This is a genomic window from Shewanella sp. FJAT-51649 (assembly GCF_019457435.1).
Taxonomy (GTDB): domain Bacteria; phylum Pseudomonadota; class Gammaproteobacteria; order Enterobacterales; family Shewanellaceae; genus Shewanella; species Shewanella mangrovisoli.
In genome coordinates this window covers 2,952,040-2,973,017 of record NZ_CP080411.1, presented here as the reverse complement: position 1 = coordinate 2,973,017, position 20,978 = coordinate 2,952,040, and the positions used below count along the sequence as shown (strand labels likewise).

General features: G+C 47.7%; 18 protein-coding genes. 11 read left to right on the top strand and 7 right to left on the bottom strand.

The annotated features are described in order from the left end of the window. Positions 1–208 precede the first annotated feature (208 nt). The 3 genes from K0H59_RS13225 (at position 209) to K0H59_RS13215 (ending at position 6,026) form a co-directional block, all read left to right on the top strand. Complete coding sequence (locus K0H59_RS13225; RefSeq protein ID WP_220053374.1) at positions 209–1,411, top strand: exonuclease SbcCD subunit D; 1,203 nt, start codon at positions 209–211, stop codon at positions 1,409–1,411. Then, the gene (locus K0H59_RS13220; protein ID WP_220053373.1) at positions 1,408–4,464 is read left to right on the top strand and encodes an SbcC/MukB-like Walker B domain-containing protein; all 3,057 of its coding nucleotides are present in this window, start codon (positions 1,408–1,410) and stop codon (positions 4,462–4,464) included. The genes K0H59_RS13225 and K0H59_RS13220 overlap by 4 nt, the downstream gene beginning before the upstream one ends. A gap of 266 nt (positions 4,465–4,730) precedes the next feature. After that, positions 4,731–6,026 carry a peptidoglycan DD-metalloendopeptidase family protein gene (locus tag K0H59_RS13215; RefSeq protein WP_088213063.1) on the top strand — a complete coding sequence of 432 codons (1,296 nt, stop codon included), beginning with the start codon at positions 4,731–4,733 and terminating at the stop codon, positions 6,024–6,026. Between the two features lie 352 nt (positions 6,027–6,378). On the opposite strand, the gene K0H59_RS13210 is transcribed toward K0H59_RS13215, so the two are convergent. The 4 genes from K0H59_RS13210 to K0H59_RS13195 form a co-directional block, all read right to left on the bottom strand. Further along, a complete protein-coding gene (locus tag K0H59_RS13210; RefSeq protein WP_220053372.1) occupies positions 6,379–6,837 on the bottom strand; it encodes a hypothetical protein in 459 nt (152 codons plus the stop codon). Between the two features lie 125 nt (positions 6,838–6,962). Continuing rightward, positions 6,963–7,472, bottom strand: a complete 510-nt coding sequence (locus K0H59_RS13205; protein ID WP_011623200.1) for a M48 family metallopeptidase — start codon at positions 7,470–7,472, stop codon at positions 6,963–6,965. Positions 7,473–7,529: 57 nt separating this feature from the next. Next, positions 7,530–7,967 (bottom strand): DUF3010 family protein, encoded by a 438-nt coding sequence (locus K0H59_RS13200; RefSeq protein WP_011623199.1) that lies wholly within the window; start codon positions 7,965–7,967, stop codon positions 7,530–7,532. A gap of 98 nt (positions 7,968–8,065) precedes the next feature. Further along, positions 8,066–9,415, bottom strand: coding sequence for a DEAD/DEAH box helicase (locus K0H59_RS13195; protein ID WP_220053371.1), 1,350 nt, complete (start codon positions 9,413–9,415; stop codon positions 8,066–8,068). A gap of 301 nt (positions 9,416–9,716) precedes the next feature. On the opposite strand from K0H59_RS13195, the gene rssA reads away from it, so the two are divergent. The 7 genes from rssA (at position 9,717) to K0H59_RS13160 (ending at position 16,901) form a co-directional block, all read left to right on the top strand. Further along, positions 9,717–10,664 (top strand): patatin-like phospholipase RssA, encoded by a 948-nt coding sequence (gene rssA, locus K0H59_RS13190; protein WP_088213058.1) that lies wholly within the window; start codon positions 9,717–9,719, stop codon positions 10,662–10,664. A gap of 164 nt (positions 10,665–10,828) precedes the next feature. Continuing rightward, the gene (locus tag K0H59_RS13185) at positions 10,829–11,539 is read left to right on the top strand and encodes a hypothetical protein (protein WP_220053370.1); all 711 of its coding nucleotides are present in this window, start codon (positions 10,829–10,831) and stop codon (positions 11,537–11,539) included. A gap of 336 nt (positions 11,540–11,875) precedes the next feature. Next, positions 11,876–13,993: an anaerobic ribonucleoside-triphosphate reductase gene (gene nrdD / locus K0H59_RS13180; RefSeq protein ID WP_086902592.1), complete on the top strand. Its 2,118-nt coding sequence runs from the start codon at positions 11,876–11,878 to the stop codon at positions 13,991–13,993. Between the two features lie 105 nt (positions 13,994–14,098). Continuing rightward, positions 14,099–14,560: an anaerobic ribonucleoside-triphosphate reductase-activating protein gene (nrdG, locus tag K0H59_RS13175; RefSeq protein WP_088213056.1), complete on the top strand. Its 462-nt coding sequence runs from the start codon at positions 14,099–14,101 to the stop codon at positions 14,558–14,560. A 125-nt stretch (positions 14,561–14,685) separates the two neighbouring features. Further along, positions 14,686–15,042 (top strand): YibL family ribosome-associated protein, encoded by a 357-nt coding sequence (locus K0H59_RS13170; protein ID WP_011717500.1) that lies wholly within the window; start codon positions 14,686–14,688, stop codon positions 15,040–15,042. A gap of 263 nt (positions 15,043–15,305) precedes the next feature. Beyond that, positions 15,306–15,917, top strand: coding sequence for a GTP cyclohydrolase II (gene ribA / locus K0H59_RS13165; protein WP_023267813.1), 612 nt, complete (start codon positions 15,306–15,308; stop codon positions 15,915–15,917). A gap of 114 nt (positions 15,918–16,031) precedes the next feature. Continuing rightward, a complete protein-coding gene (locus K0H59_RS13160) occupies positions 16,032–16,901 on the top strand; it encodes a hypothetical protein (RefSeq protein ID WP_258405843.1) in 870 nt (289 codons plus the stop codon). A gap of 64 nt (positions 16,902–16,965) precedes the next feature. On the opposite strand, the gene K0H59_RS13155 is transcribed toward K0H59_RS13160, so the two are convergent. Beyond that, a complete protein-coding gene (locus tag K0H59_RS13155; RefSeq protein ID WP_088213070.1) occupies positions 16,966–17,415 on the bottom strand; it encodes a FlxA-like family protein in 450 nt (149 codons plus the stop codon). Between the two features lie 425 nt (positions 17,416–17,840). Between K0H59_RS13155 and K0H59_RS13150 the strand changes: the two genes are divergently transcribed. Beyond that, positions 17,841–18,884, top strand: a complete 1,044-nt coding sequence (locus tag K0H59_RS13150) for a sorbosone dehydrogenase family protein (RefSeq protein ID WP_220055604.1) — start codon at positions 17,841–17,843, stop codon at positions 18,882–18,884. A 131-nt stretch (positions 18,885–19,015) separates the two neighbouring features. Here the strand turns inward: K0H59_RS13150 and K0H59_RS13145 are convergent, their stop codons facing one another. Further along, on the bottom strand, positions 19,016–19,384 hold the full coding sequence (locus K0H59_RS13145) for a VF530 family DNA-binding protein (RefSeq protein WP_220053369.1): 369 nt from the start codon (positions 19,382–19,384) through the stop codon (positions 19,016–19,018). A gap of 138 nt (positions 19,385–19,522) precedes the next feature. Continuing rightward, on the bottom strand, positions 19,523–20,971 hold the full coding sequence (locus K0H59_RS13140; RefSeq protein ID WP_220053368.1) for a carbon starvation protein A: 1,449 nt from the start codon (positions 20,969–20,971) through the stop codon (positions 19,523–19,525). Between the last annotated feature and the right edge of the window lie 7 nt (positions 20,972–20,978).

Sequence of the window (20,978 nt, the reverse complement as noted above, 5' to 3'; positions counted from 1 at the left end):
AGTTTTCGGCCTTATTGCTGTAAATCTCTTCACTCCCTTGGTATTCGCTATACTCCGCAGCAATGTTTAGGGTAACCTAGTATTTTTAAAGCGTTTTTAGGGTCAATTGGCGGTGTTATTGCCAAGCGTTTGTGCCGGAACTTCGCAAGTTAAACGGTAAGCACCAGTGCGATAGAATCGGCTTAGTATCCATTAAGGTTTAACAACGATGAGATTTATCCATACCTCGGACTGGCACATTGGCCGCCAGTTACACAATCAATCACTCTTAGAAGACCAAGCCTATGTGCTTGATCAGATTGTGACATTGGCAGAGCAGCACTCTGTCGATGCGGTGATTATTGCCGGGGATATTTACGATAGGTCGATTCCTCCCGCCAGCGCCGTGACTCTGCTCGATGAGGTGCTTAATCGCCTTATCACAGAGTTAGGAGTACAAGTGCTGATGATTGCCGGTAACCACGACGGGCACGAACGCTTAGGTTTTGCAGCTAAGCAAATGGCGGCAAGTGGTTTGCACATTATTGGGCCATTGCAGGCTGATTTAACGCCGATCCGCTTAACCAGCCCAAGTGGCGATGCTTACTTTTATCCGCTGCCTTACGCCGAACCTGCAACCGTGCGCCAAGTATTTGGGGCGGAAGCTAATGGGCTTAGTGTATCCAGCCATGAAGAGGCGATGGCGCTACTGTTAGAACAAATCCACTCCCACGATAGCCAAGGGTTACCTAAGGTCGTTGTTAGTCATTGTTTTTTAGATGGCGGTAGTGAGTCCGAGTCCGAGCGGCCATTGAGTATTGGTGGCGCCGATAAAATTTCCCCACGGCTTTTTAGTGAGTTTGACTATGTCGCCCTTGGCCACTTGCACGGACCGCAATATAAAGGTTGCGAGCATGTACGTTATTCCGGCTCGATTTTGAAATACTCCTTTAGCGAACAGCATCAACACAAGTCAGTCACTTTAGTGGACGTTGCTGCGCAAACTCCGGCGCAGATCCAACTCTTGCCCTTAACCGTACTACGCGATGTGCGGATTATCGAAGGGGAATTGGCACATTTGTTAGACCTTGGGAAAACCGATGCCAAGCGTGAGGATTATCTGATGGTTAGACTCCTCGATAAACACGCCATTTTAGATGCTATGGGCAAACTGCGTAGTGTCTATCCCAATGTGCTGCATCTAGAACGCACAGGATTAATGGCGGGCGAGCAGGCCGTGGCACTCAATCGTGACCATATCAAAAAAGGTGAAATGGCCATGTTCCGTGATTTTTTCAGCCAAGTCTCTGGCGAGGCGCTGAGTGATGCGCAGCAAGCGGTTATGGATGAGATTTTAACTAAGCTTCACAGGGATGAAGGGGATAGCGTTGGATCTACTCGCGTTGTAGCAAAAGGGGAGCAATCCGCATGAAGCCACTCACGCTATCAATGTCGGCCTTTGGCCCCTTTGCCTCGACTCAAACCATTGATTTTACTGAACTGGGGGATAATCCCTTATTCCTGATCAACGGGCCAACTGGCGCGGGCAAAACTACGCTGCTCGACGGAATTTGTTTTGCACTTTACGGCAAAACCACAGGTAACGAGCGCGAAGGCAGCCAGATGCGCTGTGATATGGCCGATGATAACTTGCTCACCGAGGTGACTTTTAGTTTTCAATTAGGTAGTACGGGTTATCGAATTCGCCGCGTCCCTGAGCAGGAAAGATTAAAGAAAAGCGGTGATGGCTCAACGGTACAAAAGAGTGAGGCTCAGCTGTATAAGATTGCCCCAGACGGCAGTGAAACCCTTATCGTCGCCAGTAAAGTATCAGACGCCACGGCCGAAATCGAGGCATTAACCGGCTTAGATGTGGAGCAGTTCCGTCAAGTGATGGTGCTCCCGCAGGGGAAGTTTCGCGAATTGCTGATGGCCGACTCTAAGGCGCGTGAGCAAATTTTTAGCCAGCTATTTCAAACTCATATTTATAAACGCATCGAAGATACCCTAAAAGCCAAGGCGGCGGATATTCGCAACCTTGTCAAAGAGCAGCGCGCCCGCCGCGACGGTATTTTGCAAACGGCAGCACTGACATCCGATGATGAACTTGCCGCAGAGTTTAGTCACATTGAACCCGAATTCGCGGCGGCAACGGCGGCAAAGGAGCAGAGTGTTGCGGCGCATTTAGCGGCATTAAAACAGCGTGATAGCGCGCAGCAACTCTTTGCTGAATTTACTCGCTTACAGGAATTGGAGGCTGAGGCATCTCGCCTTAATGAGCAACAAGGGAAGATTGCAACCCAAACGGCACGGCTTGACATCGCCAAGCAAGCACTGCGTATAAAACCCTTATTAGATAACGCCTTGTCGCGGGAGCAAGAAGCGAGTCTCGCCGCCACTCAGCGCGATAGCGCGCAGTCGACACTCGATGCTGCTAAGCTCGCACTCGCTCATGCTGAAACCGCGGCGCAGGAAATCATTCCCCTCGAACATAAGTTGCGCGACCTTGAGCAGCAACACAGTCATCTCAGTGCGTTAGTGCCACAGCTGGCAGAGTTTGCCAGCCTTGAACAAGCTTTAGCGCAGGCTAAAGAGATACTACAACATACCAAATTGCAGGGGCAGGAGAGTAAAAATGCGCTTGCAACGTTAGTTGAGCAGCGCAGCCATTGTGAGGCTCAACTGCCAGCCTTGCAATCGCAAAGTGAGCAGCAACTTGCCACTGCGCAGGCGCTGCAGCAGCACCGTCATATGCTCGAGCAGTTCAAGCAGTGGCAGCAGATCTGTGCCAAAGTCGCGCACACTCAAGGGATTCTTGAGCAGGTCGGCTCACAAGGAAAAGCACTTAATACCCAATATCAAGGAGCCTCAACGGCTTACAAGTCTTTGCAGCTGACATGGTTTCAAGGTCAGGCTGCTATTTTAGCTAGAGAGTTAAAACCCCATGAGCCATGCCCAGTTTGTGGCAGTTCGGCCCATCCTCAACCCGCGGTGAGCCATGAGGAGTTGCCAACGGATCTACAATTGCAAGCGGCGCAGGATGCCGAGGCCTTGGCGCTCGATAATCTCAATAAAGCGCGGACAGAATATCGCGGGCTGCAAAAGCAATTAGAAACACAGCAACAGCAGGCGAATGAGCTGGCAACAGCCCTTGGTGATAAGGTTGAGTTGTCGCTTGAATCCCATCGCCAAACGTTAGACGAACTGACACTGCAAGCCAAACAGGCAGACGCTGCGGCGCAAGCGCTACAGCAGTTACAGGAACAGATCAAAACCTTGCAACAGCAAGAGTCGACATTGACGCAGCAATTAGAACTTGAGCGTGAGCGTTACCGTGAACAAGAAGGCAAAGTCGAGCGCTTATCGGGTCAATTTGCGGAAAAAGCGCTGCGGATCCCAGAAGAATACCGAACTCTGGAGGTATTGAACCAAGCGATTGCGAATAACCTGCAGCAACTCGAGCAGATAAAACATCAGATAGATACGCTCAGAGCCGCGCAGCAGCAGGCGGCGCAGCAGAGTGTGGCGGCGCAAACGGCATTATCGGCGGCGATAGAGCGTTGTAATGGCGCGGCAGAGCTGCAGGCGCAAGCACAGCAGGCACTATTGGCGGCGCTGGATAATGCAGCCTTTACCGATAGAGATGCATTGCGCGAGGCCTTGCTAACGGATGAACAAATGCAGGTGCTGGCTGAGGGCATAGAGACCTATCATAGGCAGTGCGCCTTAAATCAGTCGCAACTGACTCAGCTTAAAACCAAGTTGAGCGAGTCGACATCACCCGATCTTGATGCCTTAGAGGCCTTGCTCTCGGAGCGACTCGCACAGCTTAAAACGGCGGAAGAGGTATGGAGTCAACTCAATACTCGGCTCACCCTACTTAACAATACCCAAACTCAGCTGGCGATTGTCGATCAAAAGGCCAAATCCCTCGAGGATGAATACGCAGTGATTGGCACTTTGGCCGATGTTGCCAACGGTAATACCGGCAACAAAATTTCACTGCAACGCTTTGTACTTAGCGTATTGCTCGACGATGTGTTACTTGCGGCAACGCAGAGGCTGCATTTAATGAGTAAGGGGCGCTACCGATTATTGCGCAAGGAAGACAGAGCGAAGGGCAATAAGGCTTCAGGGCTGGAGCTTGAAGTCGAGGATGCCTACACCTCTAAAGTGCGTCCCGTGGCGACCTTAAGTGGTGGTGAGAGTTTTATGGCGGCCTTGTCGATGGCCTTGGGCTTATCGGATGTGGTTCAAGCCTACGCGGGGGGGATAAAACTCGATACCTTATTTATCGACGAAGGCTTTGGCAGCTTAGATCAGGACTCACTCGAACTTGCCATTCGAACCCTGATGGATTTGCAGTCGGCGGGCAGGATGATTGGGGTGATTTCCCATGTGTCTGAAATGAAAGAGCAGATAGGCACCCGAATTGATATCTTGAAAACCTCCCATGGGAGTGAAATCAAGGTGATTTTGCCTTAGTGTGACTTAAGTGGAGAAGTATTAGCTTAACACTTTGTTTTTATTGAAATGATAAACGATACTTTGCGCTATTTAACATCTATATACAGAACACACAATCGGTTTAAAGTGCTAACTGACGCATGTTTTTAGTAAATAGTGCTATAAAAGTGCAAAATAGCGTTTGTCATAATCGGTTTTTTGGGATAAGTTGACAAAATTCGGGCTTCCCCCTGTGGGACTGGTTCAAAAATATAACGCAATAACGATAACAAAAGGTGAAAGCGTTGCAGACAGGTAAACCCAATTTGGCTAATTTTCCGCAAATTCGTTTGCAGAATTTATCTTCAGCCCATAAAAATATTCTCCTAGTTGGTGGTTTATTAATCGGTGCGGCGATGTTAATGCCGAATGCCAACCATGTGGTTCCTACAGCTCAACGTATTCCCGTCGCGCTCGATCTTGAGACGATTTTGCCACAGGTTTCTGAGCCTGTTGAAACGGCTCCAATTGTCGATAATACCCCTCATTTTGAACGTGTCATTGCCTCAGGCGATACCTTAAGTGCTTTATTTTCTAAAGCCGGTGTTGACCAACAAACCATGTATAAAGTATTAGAAGCCGACTTAAACATTCTGGCGCTTGATACCTTATTACCCGGTAACCGTATTCAATTTTGGCTGGATAATGAAGGCCAACTGCAAAAGTTAGAACTGTATTTTAACGCTGCCCGCCAAGTGGTATTTACCCGTTACGAAGATGGCAGCTTTAACGTTGAAGAAATTAACGTTGAAGGTGTATGGCAAAACCGTATTGTTACTGGCGATATTAAAGGCTCATTCTATGTTTCGGCGCAAAAAATGGGTTTAGCGGCGGCCGATATTCAGCGGATTGAAGATTTACTCAAAGAGAAAGTGAATTTTGCTCGGGATTTACGTGCGGGTGATAAATTTTCTGTTTTGGTAAATGATCAATATGTTGAGGGCGAAGCAACCGGAAGCAGCCAAATATTAGGCGTGAGCATTAAAACGGGTCGCTCCGAAATTAGTGCATTCCAACATACCGATGGCAGTTATTATGATGCGAAAGGCCAAAGCTTAGTGCGTGCCTTCCAACGTATTCCATTGGCTAAACAACCACGCATGAGTTCTCGTTTTAACCCGACTCGTAAACATCCAATTACTGGCCGTATTTCACCCCATAACGGTACCGACTTTTCAGTGCCTATTGGTACTAAAGTTATTGCCCCTGGCGATGGTGTCGTAAGTTTAGTCACCGATCACCAATTCGCGGGTAAATATATTGTGATTGAACACGGTGGTAAGTACCGTACACGTTATTTACACCTTTCTAAGGCATTAGTGCGCAAAGGTCAGAGAGTCACTCGTGGCCAAGTGATTGCTTTATCAGGTAATACCGGACGTTCTACTGGTCCACATTTACATTATGAATTCCACGTTAATGGTAAGCCAGTGGATCCAATGAGAGCCGATATCCCGATGGCAAGCCAATTAGCGAACCAAGAATTACGTACCTTCACCAATATCGTGAAGAGCCGCCAAGCGTTAATGAATTTAGGTTAAGCCATTCATTAATCCGAGCGAACCGAATATAAAAACGCCGATGAATCTGATGTCATCGGCGTTTTTATTTGCGCTGCGTTTAGTATAACCGCTGGAAAGCGCGGTGTTCATCAACATACAAGCTTAATAGGGTTGGTATTGGGACGAATACGGATTGAGCTTTACTGCTTTAATAAGTGATGGATAGAGTGAAGTAGGCCGCATTAACACGTATATACACAACTGAAAGGATAAAAGTAGATATCGGCTTATAGATGTGTCAGTGCCGAAATAAGCGAGTCACATGGCTTGCGCTAGCTAGCTTGTATTGAGTTTGATGGATTACGGCTAATAAGTCGTTAACTCAAATGAATTAACTAGCCTGACGTTTCTGCATTGCCTTTAACGCACATTTACACAGGCGACCTTTTAAAGCTGGGCAGCCTCCGCAGGGGGATTTTTTAAAGGGACGAAGTGCAAAACTGCGTTCAGTGGGTAATGGACGAATACGCTTAATAACGGCGGATGCTAAAAATTTAGCATCATTCGCGGCACTAAAATGGGCTTTAGCTAATTTAAGTTGTTTCTTGCGGGCGGTCTTATCGAGGGTTTGGATATGCTGTTTTGCCAGATATTCGGACAATAATTGGCTTAAGTGTTTACGCTGCTGTTTTTTATTTTGAGCATGAGTCGTATGCATTATTGGTGTATTTGCCGAAAAAAGGTTTTGCAATTCAATAGGGCGATTGGATTTTGCCTGCTGCTTTTGCAGTTTCTTGGCCTGTTTGTTACACCACTTTTCTAGCTTTTTACTAATCTTTTGCTTTTTCATACGACTTTTACACGGCTGTAGTGCGGTAACGGATAAGACAGATTCATTCTAAATGAAAATTATTATCAGTCAACTGTGCGTGATAAATCGATGAGTAAAATGCGAGCCTAGTCGAATAAGTTTGTTTAGTTTGAGTAGGGCGATTGATTAGCGTCGATACAGGTTAGCAGTAAACGCAGATCGAATTCGAATTGATGGTAATCGGGCTCCATATAAGTACACAACTTATAGAAAGCTTTATTATGATCCTTCTCTTTTAAGTGGGCGAGTTCGTGTACAACCACCATTCTGAGCAAGGGTTCGGGGACGCGCTTTAAACGTGAAGAGATACGGATTTCGTTCTTAGCCTTGATTTTATTCCCTTGCACTCTGGAGACGTAAGAATGTAAGCCAAGTGCATGATGACTCATGCTAATTTTATCATCGAAGATCACTTTCGACAGGGGAGAGGATTGGCGTAAAAACTGATTTTTTATCCCTTGGGTATAGTCATAGAGGGCTTTGTCGCTGCGGATCTCGTGGACTGTGGGATGACGACGCAGCAAAACATCCGCAAGCTTCCCACCTTCGAGTAGCTGTTGAACTTGGCGTTGGATATCCGGACTATAACCGCTTAAATATTTTAAGGTTTGCATTGTTTTGAGCTGTGGGGAAACGAGCTTAGCGCTACTGCCGCGCTAAGCTCACAGGCTTTAAGCTTTACCGAAGATACGGCGATTTTGCTGAGCGTAGGCGGCCTCAAAGGCGGGTTGTTGGACGCGTTTGAGATCTAAGCTGTCAAAATCAACTTGAGGCGGATTACGCTTGTTTTGTTCCTTGATCGCAACAGGCGATAACAAGGTCACCGGCAGATCGCCGAGTTGAATTGCGGCTTCGAGTTTAAAGCTGGTGGCAGAGCCTGCCAGTTTGCCTTTTTGCTCGCGCTCGATAACGACGATTTCATCGACCTTATAATCTTCCATTAACTTATGGAAAGCGAAGTGAAATTCACGGATAGTTTCCGCTGAGGCTGATTGAGCGACGCTAAAAGACACTTTACGGCAGCTTGGTACGTTGAAGGTTTCACCTTCGTAGCTCAGCAGACTGATAATGGCTTCGCCGCCTTTTAATTCAACACCACAAATTCGCATGTTACACCTTTAAATATCAACATTTCTTACATATGGCAGGAGCATATTCCCACCCGTAATGTCGAGAGTCTGCACTATGGACTCTCGCGAGTAAATCATTAACGCTCGTCGTCATAATCCTGCAGCAGAGGCGCCGCAGGTTTTTTACGCATGGGCGCATCACCCACATCAACCCCAGTGATAAAGCGTTTGTCACGGGAGGCGGCTGTTTTAACCGTTTTTGACTTGGTTTTCGCTTTGGCTTTTGTACTAGCCTTAGCGACCGCTTTAGTTGCGGCAGTCTTTGGCTTGTCTTTTAAACCACTAAATTTAGCTTCGAGGCCCTGAATGACACTGATCTCAAAGGTCTTTCTGAGGAAGAGTTGTACTTTCTTAAAGTTATCCCAATCCTTAGGGCCAACGAGGGAGATAGCATCACCTTTTGCGCCCGCGCGGCCGGTACGACCGATACGGTGGACATATTCTTCGGCAAATTTTGGCATGTCGAAGTTAATGACGAGGGAGACATTGAGTAAGTCTAAGCCACGGGATGCCACATCTGTGGTCACCAGAATCTGCTGCTGACCGCGGGCAAATTGGTCCATGATTTGATTACGGGCCGCCTGCTTCAGCTCGCCGCTTAACGCCGCGGTGGCAAAACCTTGCGCCGAGAGTTTGCTGGCTAAGCGCTCGGTATCGGCGCGGGTGGCGGTAAAAATAATCACTTGTTTGTGGGTTTCATCGCTGAGCAAACGCGTGAGCAGGGCTTCTTTGTGATCTAAATGATCACACAGATAAATCCGTTGGGTAATGTCCTGATGCTCAGTGTGGGCTGCACCAATCGCCACATGTGATGGATTTTTGAGTAATGCGGCGGCAATCTCATTGATTTCACTGTGATCTAAGGTGGCCGAAAACATTAAGGTTTGACGGCGCTTATGATCTGCAGCGGCGTTAATGGCTTTTAATTGCGGCGCAAAACCCAGATCCAGCATACGGTCGGCTTCATCGAGGACAAGCAGTTCTAATCCATTGAGGAAGAGGTTTTTTTGCTCTAAATGATCGGCGATACGTCCCGGCGTTGCCACGATAAAATGCGGCTCTTTTGCCAGCGCCTTGGCTTGATCGTTAAAGTTCTCACCGCCCAACACGCTAATGGCTTTGTACTGAGTGTTGGCAACCAGCAAACGTAGCTGGCTATACACTTGGTGGGCCAATTCGCGGGTTGGTAATAAAATCAGTACTCTAGGATCGCGCTTGGTTAAGGCGCGGGTGGAGATAACCCTTTGCATCGCTGGCAACAAAAACGCTAAGGTCTTACCCGATCCTGTTTTTGATGACGCCATTAAATCTTTACCTGCCAATGCGATAGGCAGTGCTTGTTCCTGGATGGCGGTTGGGGTCGCAATCCCCATATGCTTTAAGCTTTGTAACAGACGCTGGTCCAGAGAAAAATCAGTAAACTGCAAAGGTATATCCCCTAAATCTGAGTGAGGGCAGATTATAGCCTTAAATCACTATGCTCAGCTATCTTGATTGGTCATTATCTTACTGGATCCGTTAAATCGCCGCAGATATGGCTAGCCGCCATTGGTTCTTCACTCTCGATATGCAGAACCGTTTCATAGGTTCGTTAGGTAGGCTGGTTGTTAAAATGCTCTTAATGCCACCCATTACTTGAGTTCACAAATAATCAGCTATTAATCATTGACAGTGTTCAGAGCGGAACTTAGCTTATTCAAATCAGTGAGTTGTTAAGGGAAACATATTATGGGCAAGGGGACAAAACCCACCATTGGCATCGCTCTTGGAAGCGGAGCCGCCAAGGGCTGGGCTCACATCGGTGTACTCAATGGCCTTGCCGCCATGGGAGTCAAACCCGATAAAGTGGCCGGATGTTCAATCGGCGCGCTCGTCGGGGCGGCCTATGCCCATAATCATTTGACCGAGCTTGAGGAGTGGGTGCGCAGTTTTTCGAGCTGGGATGTCCTCGGGTTAATGGATATTCGTTGGCGTAAGGGCGGTTTGATCGGCGGCGAGAAAGTCTTCGATGTGCTGCAATCGCGCATCGGTGATATCAATATTGAAGAGCTCGAGCGACCCTTTGCAGCAATCGCGACTGACTTGTATTCGGGGCAAGAAATCTGGTTTCGCCATGGCGATTTACGCCAAGCCGTGCGCGCCTCTTGCTCAATGCCGGGGATATTAGCCCCAGTGCGTCAAGGAGACCGTTGGTTAGTCGATGGCGCTGTGGTGAACCCTGTGCCTGTGTCAGTGAGCCGCGCGATGGGCGTCGATATTGTGATTGCCGTGGATTTGCACGGGTTTCATTCGGGGCGGCTGCAGGTATTGCCCGTCAATATGACCAGCCATAAGGCGCCGAAGGAAGAAACCGAAATGCCCGCGCGCCAAGAAACTGGCTTTATGGATTTATTTGCTAGGGGGCGGGAGTATGTCAGCAGCTTAACCGACAAGTTTTCCCTCGGCACTAAATCTAACCCCGGTATGATTGCGGTGATGTCTCAGTCGATGGGGATTTTAGAGCAGCGCCATAAGCGGGCACGTTTGATGGGAGATCCGCCCGATGTCCTAGTTGTGCCAGAAGTTGCCAATATCGGTACTATGGAATTTCACCGTGCCGATGAGGCCATAGCGGCGGGGGAGGCGGCTGTTGCTAAAGTCGCGCACTTGATTGAAGCCGCGATCTGGAAAGGCTAAGTCGCGAGGATACTTAGGGCGTGTTGACGTTTCGAGATTAGATTTTGTTCGTTCTGGCAAGCACGTGATCGCGAAACGAATAATAATTTAGGCAAGTGACTGTTTGATTGGCTTATTTTTTGCTTTAACCCCATCACACAGTGTTAGATGCCGAATTATTGACGATGAATCCTCTTTTAAATGCCTTAAATCTGAACCGTAGCAGTGTTGCCGATGCCTATGGCCTGAACAGCAAGAAGACGGACACGAGTAAGACAGACACAAGTAAGACTGACGCAAGTAAGACAGAGTCCAGCACGGATGCCAACTCATCCACCAAGGATACGCCTAAAACTGAAGCGAAACCGAGTGATGAGATTGCCTTGTCGCCCCGTGCGCTTCGGGCACAAAAAATCCAAGCCATGTCGAAGGACTTTTTTGCCGATGGCCAGTTTAGTGTGTCCGATATTCCGGCCCTAGTGTCTCGGCTGCAAAAGGACGGCATTTTGTCCGATGCACAGGTTGAGCGCCTGTCACAAAACGGCATTAATTTGCCGAGCCAAAAGCCGAGCAAGCAATCTCTGCAGGATTTTATCGACGACGAGCTGAAGTCCTTAGCGGAAAAGTCACCAAACAGTCCGATGATCAACACCTTAGTTGATGCTAAAAACGTGTTGTCGAATATGGATGATGCGCAATCCCCAGTGCTTGCACAAAAAGCCACCAAGGTATTTGGCCAGTTAACCGATTATCTAAATAGCAATCCAACACTGAGTGACAGCCAAAAGCAGTTATGGCAGGGGCTTAAATCGACGATGCAAGTGGCTTCCTCCATGGGGATGCAGCAATCGGCATCGGGGCAACTGAGTAGTTATCTTGCCTTAGCCAAGCGTTAACCCTGTCTGAGTGTAACCTGAGCTAAGGGCAAACGCCGAGCTAAGGACTTCTTTTCTTCCAAGGACTTTGGCTTTAGGGCCAAGGTCCTTTGTCGTTATTAGCGTTCATTTTTAGCGTCCGCTATCCTGCTTTATGGCCAAGGTCAAGGCTTAAAACTGAGATCATTGGGCTTGGCTACAGTTCTTCTTTGTTCTTTTTATCCATCCGATAAATCATGATCTGGATCATGGAATTTTAGGTGTTAATGCCGCTTAATTGCCTAGATATTGTGTTTGTTGATTATCTAAACACTATATGTAGTGTTAATTTTAATCGGAATGGAGAGGAACTGAACAATGCCAGTCGTGATCAAGCGGGATGGTTGCCGCACACCTTTTGATGAAACAAGGATAAGAGATGCAGTGATAGCGGCTGCAAACTCGGTTGGGATAGAGGATGCAGACTACGCCGCGACGGTTGCCGCCTGTGTGAGGGAGCGAGTGGCCAATCTGGCAGAAGTCGAGATCCACCATTTACAGGACGCAGTTGAAAATCTCTTGATGGAAGGTCCTTACAAATCCTTGGCGCGGGTCTATATCGAGTATCGCCACGACAGAGATATTTGCCGCGATGCGACCAGTAAGCTCAATCTCGAAATCCGTGGTTTAGTCGAGCAGAGCAATGCGGCACTGTTAAATGAAAACGCCAATAAAGACTCTAAAGTGATCCCAACCCAGCGGGATCTGCTCGCGGGTATCGTCGCGAAACATTACGCCAAGAGCCATATTCTGCCTAAGGATGTAGTGGCCGCCCATGAACTTGGCGAAATCCATTATCACGACCTCGATTATTCGCCGTTTTTCCCGATGTTTAACTGTATGTTGATTGATTTGGCGGGCATGTTGACCCACGGTTTTAAGATGGGTAACGCCGAAATTGAGACCCCAAAATCCATCTCCACCGCTACGGCGGTAACAGCACAGATTATTGCCCAAGTGGCGAGCCATATTTATGGCGGCACCACGATTAACCGTATCGATGAAGTGCTCGCACCTTTTGTGGCGAAGAGCTATGACAAGCACTACCAAGTGGCACTCAATTGGCAGATAAAAGATGCCAAGGCCTATGCGACGGCGCTCACCGAAAAAGAATGTCATGATGCTTTCCAATCTCTCGAATATGAAGTGAATACCTTACATACCGCCAATGGGCAAACGCCCTTTGTGACCTTTGGTTTTGGTCTTGGTACCTCGTGGGAGTCGCGCTTAATTCAACAATCCATGTTGAAAGTGCGTATGACGGGCCTAGGTAAAAATCGTAAGACAGCCGTGTTCCCTAAGTTAGTGTTTGCGATTCGTGATGGCATTAACCACAAGGCCGGTGATTGCAACTACGATGTCAAACAAATGGCCCTAAAATGCGCCAGCATGCGTATGTATCCAGATATTTTGAACTACGAGCAAGTGGAAAAGGTCACGGGTTCATTTAAAACCCCAATGGGCTGTCGCAGCTTTTTAGGCTCCTATAAAGAAAATGGCGAGCTGGTCCATGAAGGGCGCAATAACCTTGGAGTTGTGAGCTTAAACTTGCCCCGTGTAGCTCTCGAGGCCAATGGCGATGAAGCTGAATTTTACCGCATTTTAGATGAGCGTTTACTGCTTGCCCGCCGCGCATTAGACACCCGCATCGAACGCTTAAATGGCGTTAAAGCTAGAGTTGCGCCGATTCTGTATATGGAAGGTGCCTGTGGTGTGCGCCTGCGCGCCGATGATGATATCGCCCAAATCTTTAAAAATGGTCGGGCATCGATTTCATTAGGCTATATAGGTTTACATGAAACCATCAATGCGCTCTATGGCACTGAAACCCATGTGTTTGATGATGCCAAGCTTAGAGAAAAAGCGGTGGCGATTGTCGCGCACCTTAAAGCGGCCACCGATGCATGGAAGGCCGAAACTGGTTATGGCTTTAGCCTTTATAGCACTCCGAGTGAGAGCCTCTGCAGCCGTTTCTGTAAACTCGATGCGCGCCAATTCGGTGTGGTTGCAGGCGTAACCGATAAAGGTTATTACACCAATAGCTTCCACTTGGATGTGGAAAAGCGGGTGAATCCTTACGATAAAATTGATTTTGAGCAGCCATATCCTGCGATCGCCAATGGCGGATTTATTTGCTACGGCGAATACCCCAATATGCAGCACAACATTGAAGCGCTCGAAAATGTGTGGGATTACAGCTATAGCCGCGTGCCTTACTACGGCACTAACACGCCGATTGATGAATGTTATGACTGCGGTTTTACCGGTGAGTTTAGTTGTACCAGTAAAGGTTTTACTTGCCCTAAATGCGGCAACCATGAGCCAAGTCGGGTATCTGTCACCCGCCGTGTATGCGGTTACTTAGGTAGCCCCGATGCCAGACCATTCAACCATGGCAAGCAAGAAGAAGTGAAACGCAGGATCAAACACTTGTAACACTTTTGCCTTGTTTGTTTTGTTACACTGGCACAATCGCACTGGTGGCGACTGTGCTTTGATGTTTAGCCCGTGATCATATTGGGCTCTAGCGCGGACGCAGCAATGAACTATCACCAATATTATCCCGTTGACGTGGTGAACGGCCCCGGTACCCGGGTCACCCTATTTGTGTCAGGTTGTGAGCACCAATGCCGAGGTTGCTATAATCAAAGTACTTGGGATGTGCGCTCAGGCCATTTATTTGATAAGGCGATGGAAGATACGCTTATTGCGGATCTGCAGGATGAGCGCATTGTGCGCCGCGGCTTGTCACTCTCTGGGGGCGATCCACTCTTACCCGCCAACCTTGAGGGAATACTCGCGTTAATAAAGCGGGTGAAAACCGAATGTCCGGGTAAAGATATTTGGCTGTGGACAGGTTATACCTGGGATGCGCTAACGGATAAGCAGCGTGCGGTACTGGAATATGTGGACGTGCTGGTGGATGGTAAATTCGAGCAGAGCCTTGCCGATCCGAGTTTGCCATACCGTGGCAGCAGCAATCAGGTGATCCGTTTCTTATAAAAGCGGTAACGAGGATCGCTAACTTGCTGTTATAATCCCACACCTTGACACAGTGACCCAGACATTCAGGCCCAAAATGGTGCAAATATTGACTGGGATTCACTTAAGTAATTTAAGGTAACATGATGAATTTAAAGCAAGAACTGCAGCAGCTTAACGATAAGTTAGACAAGTTTCGTCGTAAACTGGCGGCAGCAGAGCAACGTGGCGATGCCGTTATTGTGGCGCAATTTAAACGCGAGATTGCGGCGGTCACTAAGCAAATCAATAGTGTAAAAACGCAGCAGTCGCGTCTTTTACAAAAGCAAGGTACAGATATTCAACACTTGCCATTCCACCGCGCCCTCACCAAAGCTGAGCAAGCCGACATGGGTCAACTGAAAAAGTCAGTCAAAGGCCTAGTGGTTGTGCATCCTATGACGGCATTAGGACGCGAAATGGGCTTAACCGAAGTGACGGGTTTTGCTCCAGCAAAGTTTTAAGTTTTATTGGCAAGTTATTCATTGAGTTGCAAAATAAGGTACATGCCTATTTTGCAGCGCCTTGAATGGTTGTTCGACGGATTGAGTTATAGCCGTGATAGCGCCGCAGGTTTCGATTTATAGTTGATTAAATTACTAAAGTATTTCGTGATTATGGAAAACGCTTTAGAATAGGCGCTCAGTAGGCGAAGAGCCCAATCATCGTTTTGTTTATGGATGTTCCTTCCGTCTCATGGAATGAGAGTAGTCGTTAAGGTTAAGTCATGTCGATAAAATATGTCGCGACGTCAAAATTACCCACTCCCTGGGGCGTTTTTGCCATGCACGGTTTTGAAGATACCGAAACCGGTAAAGAGCATGTTGCCCTCACATTTGGCACCCTAAGTAGCGATGCCCCCGTATTAGGCCGTATTCACTCTGAGTGTCTTACGGGCGATGCCTTGTTTAGCTTACGCTGTGACTGTGGCTTCCAGCTGCAAACTGCGATGCAAAACATTGCCGAAACCGGCAGTGGATTTATCTTATATTTGCGCCAAGAAGGCCGCGGTATTGGTCTGCTGAATAAGATCCGTGCCTATGAATTGCAGGATAAAGGCGCCAATACGGTTGAGGCGAATGAGCAATTAGGTTTCCCGGCGGATATGCGTAAATACGATATGATCCAACCTATGCTTGAACAAATTGGCGTGAAGCATGTACGCTTAATGACCAATAACCCTCGCAAAGTCAAAGCGATGAAAGAAATCGGCATCGAAGTGGTTGAACGTGTTCCCCTGCAAGTCGGTAAAAACCGCTACAATGAAGCTTACTTAAAGACTAAATCCACCGAACTTGGGCATATGATGTCTGAGTATCATTTTACGGATGAAGAGTAATCTTTAACCAAAGCGATAACCGATTAGGCTTAGCAAATCAGGATCTGTTTGCATAAATTGAAGACCATTTTTAGCCGGTTACTCGTTAAATGCTTTTCCTGTTCGGCGCTATCAATGGGGTGCGTCTTCCCACTGTTGGCGTCGACCGCTCCCATTGCAAGCTATGCACCACCGCAGGCTGCGCAGCTATCTCAGTCGTTTGCTCAAATGAGCCCCGAATCACCGATTGATGGCCAAAATAATCCCAACTCTGTTTATGCCTTTGGCAGTTATCTAGGTACGGGTGTGTATCGGGCCGCCGATCAAAATGCCACTGTGGTGAGCATTCCCTTAAGCTTTGATTTCTTAAAGGACGAAAGTAGTCAAACTTGGCTGCGTTTACCCTTATCCTTCGGTTTTTTTGACTACTTAGCCAAAGACATTACCGATGGTGAATTGCCTTCCTCGGTTGGCACTATGACCATGACACCCGGCATCGAACACCACTGGCAAGCAACGGTAAACACGCGGATGGAAGCCTATCTGGATGTGGGGTTTGGGACGAATTTCGATACCGATGCGAACGTGGCGATTTTAGCCTCGGGCGTGAGTAGCCTGTATGATTTCAGCCTAGCGGGTGAAGACAGCGTTTGGGTATCTAGGCTAAGGTTTGCGGGCTACAGTGAGCGGGTAGGAAAATTAACCGACCAATTTGCGGTATTGCAAACCGGAGTCGATATTGGCCTTTCACCCCGCTGGCAATGGTTGAATATTCAGATGCAGCCGAGAATTTTTGCAGTCGGTTATTGGTATTTCAACGAGCTGGACTTTAGCCAAAATGCTGAAGATGAAACCATAGTCTCCGGCAGCTACGAGTTTGGCGCTACACTCGCCTTTGCTAAGCCTTTGGGTGGCGATCTCCTCGGCATAGATAGAATTGGGATCAGTTATCGCACTGGCGACGGATTAAATATCTGGCGTTTATTATTTAGTTTCCCTATTTAGTCTGTTTCAACCCAAGCTCATGAAGTTTTGATATACAAACACTAGCGCAGATTATCGCTAAGTCTTAGCCTGCGGATTTTTGTGCATCCCGCATTTTCTTATCCATTAACACGGCGATTTGATTGCTAAGCTGCATAATCTGTTCCTGCAGCTGCTTACGTTGCTGATCTGCAGCTTCAGAATCATCACCTTCGAGCTTAGTGAGCATCTCCTGCAATGCTTTGATCTGCTCCTTTATGCGCTTAATTTGTTCATCGATAATTGATGTGGACTCTTCGGTGTCAGTACTCTCCGTCAGTTGCAGTTTTTCTGCCGCTTGACCCCTTAAAGCTGCGCCCACTTCGGTGGCGAGAGCTTGCCTTCCTGCACTAGAGATATTGACGGTTTCTTCAGTCGCAAAGTTTGTTGACTCGCTTGTGGAGGCGTTGGTTGCTGGCGATGTGTTGATATAGGCATTGGACACTGACTTAAAGGCGCCGCTGTTTGCGGTAGTATTTAATCCATTAATGTTCACGATAGACTCCTTTAATACTTCAATGCGATCGCTCAACTATGTTCAATAGAGTAACAAATGTGAGTGCCAAGTGTGCTTTATCGAGTTATCGGCTGATAGATAAAAAACTCAAGCAGATTTTCATCCTTATTTTACAAAGGGCGCGATATGTGGGATTGAGTACATGGCAAACAGAGAGTGAGTTATCGCTTAAGGGGGCGCATAGTCGGATTGACCTGCTAAATCAGAGGATTTGGTAATACGGTATATCTAAGGTAACGTAACAAAGTTAAACGAAGCTAAGTTAATTGTACGACAATAATTTTACCCTACTAGGATGCGAGTCAATGGATCATAAAAAACGCGCCGCACTACTTACGACAACCAGTTTTAAGGCGGTTTCTCTCTTATCACTCAGTGTCTTGAGTGGTATTTCTGCGCCAGCAATGGCTAAGAATATCTTAGATAAATTGACGGTTGCCGAAGGCTTTCACGTAAGTCTATTTGCTGATGATGTTGAAAATGCGCGCGAAATTGCCGTATCCGATAAAGGCATTGTCTATGCGGGCTCAATGAAGGCGGGGAATGTTTATGCCCTTATCGACCGTAACCAGGACGGCGTTGCCGATGAGAAAATCCTAGTTGCCTCAGGACTTAAGCTACCTTCGGGTGTGGTCATTAAAGATGGCGATCTGTATGTCTCCGAAGTCGAGCGCATCATTCGATTCAAAGATATCGATAACAACTTAAACTCACCCAAATTTGAGGTTGTCTTCGATGGTTTTCCAAGTGAAACCCACCATGGCTGGAAGGTGTTAGGCGTTTCCCCGACAGGCGAGTTAATCATTCCGGTGGGCGTACCCTGCAATGTGTGCGCGGAGAGTGAACGCTATGGGCGTATTTTCTCGCTTAATCTTGAGACCAAAAAATTAACGACGATTGCCCAAGGGGTTCGTAATTCCGTTGGGTTTGATTTTCAGCCTGGCACTCAAACCCTTTGGTTTAGCGATAATGGCCGCGACATGATGGGCGATGATATTCCTCCCTGCGAAATCAATAAGGTCAGTTACTTGGGTGAACATTTTGGCTTCCCCTATGTGCATGCAGGTACGATTCTTGACCCTGAGTTTGGCCAAGGTAAAGATCCAGCCAAATACACAGCACCGGCGCTCTCACTAGGGGCGCATGTGGCGCCGCTCGGCATTCATTTTTATTTGGGTAAACAGTTCCCTAGCGACTATCAACAGCAGTTATTTGTGGCCGAGCATGGTTCGTGGAATCGCACGAAGAAAGCGGGTTATAAAGTGGCTGTGGCGACGATAGAGCAAGGCAAGGTGGTCAAATACACCCCGTTTTTAACCGGCTTTATGCAGGATGAACAAACCTTCGGTCGCCCTGTGGCCTTTGCTGAATTGGCCGACGGTAGTTTACTGGTGTCGGATGATTATGCGGGGGCGATTTACCGAGTGACTTATCCGCAGTCAAAGTAGCCGATAGCTAGGCTTAAAGGTAAATCCTACAGATAAACTGCTTAAAAAATAATGCGCGGGATAATCGAGTGAATTATCCCACGCATTTTTTGTCTGCTCTTGTGAATACGCTTTTGAATTTTCTCGCGAAATTAATCGCGCTTACCCCAGATATGGCTATTGATCTGGCCATCCGTTGCGGTTGTGGATGTGGCTGCATTCGCCTGAGCAGGTTTTTGTGCTGGTTTTGCAGGCTTCTTGGCCGCAGCTTTCGCCGGAGCGTTAGATAATTTTGCGGCTGGCAGTGGCAGTTTATTGGTTTTTAAATACAAATATTCCACTTTTTCCCGCGCCCAGTCGGTTTTTCTTAAAAAGCGCAGGCTCGATTTGATACTCGGATCTTCGGTAAAACAACGGATTTTGATGCGCGCGCCGAGTTCTTCCCAGCCATAGTGTTCCACCAGTTGGGTGACTATGGCTTCGAGTGTGATGCCGTGTAATGGGTTATTTGATTGAGTCATCTTGAATAAACTGCCGTGAACAATGGCGGGATTATACCAGTATTATGGGCTTAGGCTTAAGGTGATGGATAAAAAAACGGGCACTGATGAGTGCCCGTTTAATTTTAGTCGCGATATTTCTAGCGGTTTTGCTAGAAATTAGGCTTCATCGGGTAATTCGCTGTCGCTATCGACTTCGCCTTTACCTTTGGTTTTCACAATCAATAACGCAGTGATTACCAAGGTTGAAATGCTTCCTGCAATGGTCGACAGGGTCATAGGCAAACCTGCGCCTAGGGTTGCCGAGTTGAGCAGGAAGGTGATAACCACAGTAGTCATAAACATCGCTGGAATAGTGGTGATCCAGTGCAGCTTGTTATGACGCAATAGGTAAGCAGAAGCCGTCCAGAGCATTAATACAGCGGTCGCTTGGTTAGCCACACCGAAGTAGCGCCAGATCACGCCGAAGTCGACTTGAGTCAATAAACCACCAATCACAAACAATGGGATGGCCAAGACTAAACGTTTTGGTAACGCAACCTGTGGCATTTTAAAGAACTCAGCCAAGATCAAACGGGCAGAGCGGAAAGCGGTGTCGCCTGAGGTAATGGGCAGAATGATTACCCCAAGAATGGCCATAAAGCCACCGACAGCACCTAATAGACCGGTAGAGGCTTCGTATACTACGTTTGCAGGGTTGCCCGCCATGCCAGTGCTTAACCCTTCAACACCGTGGAAGTAAGACAGCGCAATCGCACACCAGAGCAGGGCGATAATACCTTCACCGATCATGGCGCCAAAGAACACGAAACGGCCGTTCTTTTCGTTTTCAACACAACGTGCCATCAGCGGTGATTGTGTCGCGTGGAAGCCTGAAATCGCACCACAAGCAATGGTGATAAACAGTGCAGGCCACAGTGGCATGTCTTTAGGGTTTAAGTTTTGGAAGAAGTCACCCGCTTGCACATTAGGCAGCAGTGTATGTTCGCTCGATAATATGATCGCAAAGGCTAAACCAAAGGACATAAAGAACAGCAGCGCGCCAAAGAAGGGATACAGGCGGCCGATAATTTTATCGACAGGTACCACTGTAGCAATCAGGTAGTAAACGAAGATAATCGCAACGAAAATGCTGACATCCCAACCCGTTAGCTTGCCTAACAGACCCGCTGGCGCAGAGATAAACACCACGCCCACAAGTAACAGCAGTATGATGGCAAACACGTTCATAAAGTGTTTGGCACTCTTACCTAAGTATTTACCCGCAAGGTTAGGCACAGATTGGCCGCCGTTACGGACCGACAGCATACCCGAGAAGTAATCGTGCACTGCACCGGCAAAAATACAACCGATCACAATCCACAGCATGGCCGCTGGCCCGTAAAGCGCACCTAGGATTGGGCCGAAGATTGGACCCACACCCGCGATATTCAATAGTTGGATTAAGTACACTTTACCTTTCGACATAGGCACATAGTCTACGCCGTCGGTTTGGCTAAAAGCCGGTGTTTGACGTTTTTCGTTGATACCAAATACCTTCTCAACAAAGGTACCGTAGATAAAGTAACCGCCGATCAATAGACCGACGCAGAGTAGGAACCACATCATTTTAGTT

Bases quoted from the DNA above. Each gene is read 5' to 3' on its own strand.
- K0H59_RS13170 (WP_011717500.1), top strand. From the start codon at position 14,686: ATGAATTTAAAGCAAGAACTGCAGCAGCTTAACGATAAGTTAGACAAG.
- nrdD (WP_086902592.1), top strand. From the start codon at position 11,876: ATGCCAGTCGTGATCAAGCGGGATGGTTGCCGCACACCTTTTGATGAA.
- K0H59_RS13145 (WP_220053369.1), bottom strand. From the start codon at position 19,384: ATGACTCAATCAAATAACCCATTACACGGCATCACACTCGAAGCCATA.
- K0H59_RS13200 (WP_011623199.1), bottom strand. From the start codon at position 7,967: ATGCGAATTTGTGGTGTTGAATTAAAAGGCGGCGAAGCCATTATCAGT.
- K0H59_RS13205 (WP_011623200.1), bottom strand. From the start codon at position 7,472: ATGCAAACCTTAAAATATTTAAGCGGTTATAGTCCGGATATCCAACGC.
- K0H59_RS13150 (WP_220055604.1), top strand. From the start codon at position 17,841: ATGGCTAAGAATATCTTAGATAAATTGACGGTTGCCGAAGGCTTTCAC.
- K0H59_RS13185 (WP_220053370.1), top strand. From the start codon at position 10,829: ATGAATCCTCTTTTAAATGCCTTAAATCTGAACCGTAGCAGTGTTGCC.
- nrdG (WP_088213056.1), top strand. From the start codon at position 14,099: ATGAACTATCACCAATATTATCCCGTTGACGTGGTGAACGGCCCCGGT.
- K0H59_RS13225 (WP_220053374.1), top strand. From the start codon at position 209: ATGAGATTTATCCATACCTCGGACTGGCACATTGGCCGCCAGTTACAC.
- K0H59_RS13140 (WP_220053368.1), bottom strand. From the start codon at position 20,971: ATGATGTGGTTCCTACTCTGCGTCGGTCTATTGATCGGCGGTTACTTT.
- K0H59_RS13160 (WP_258405843.1), top strand. From the start codon at position 16,032: ATGGGGTGCGTCTTCCCACTGTTGGCGTCGACCGCTCCCATTGCAAGC.
- rssA (WP_088213058.1), top strand. From the start codon at position 9,717: ATGGGCAAGGGGACAAAACCCACCATTGGCATCGCTCTTGGAAGCGGA.
- K0H59_RS13210 (WP_220053372.1), bottom strand. From the start codon at position 6,837: ATGAAAAAGCAAAAGATTAGTAAAAAGCTAGAAAAGTGGTGTAACAAA.
- K0H59_RS13220 (WP_220053373.1), top strand. From the start codon at position 1,408: ATGAAGCCACTCACGCTATCAATGTCGGCCTTTGGCCCCTTTGCCTCG.
- ribA (WP_023267813.1), top strand. From the start codon at position 15,306: ATGTCGATAAAATATGTCGCGACGTCAAAATTACCCACTCCCTGGGGC.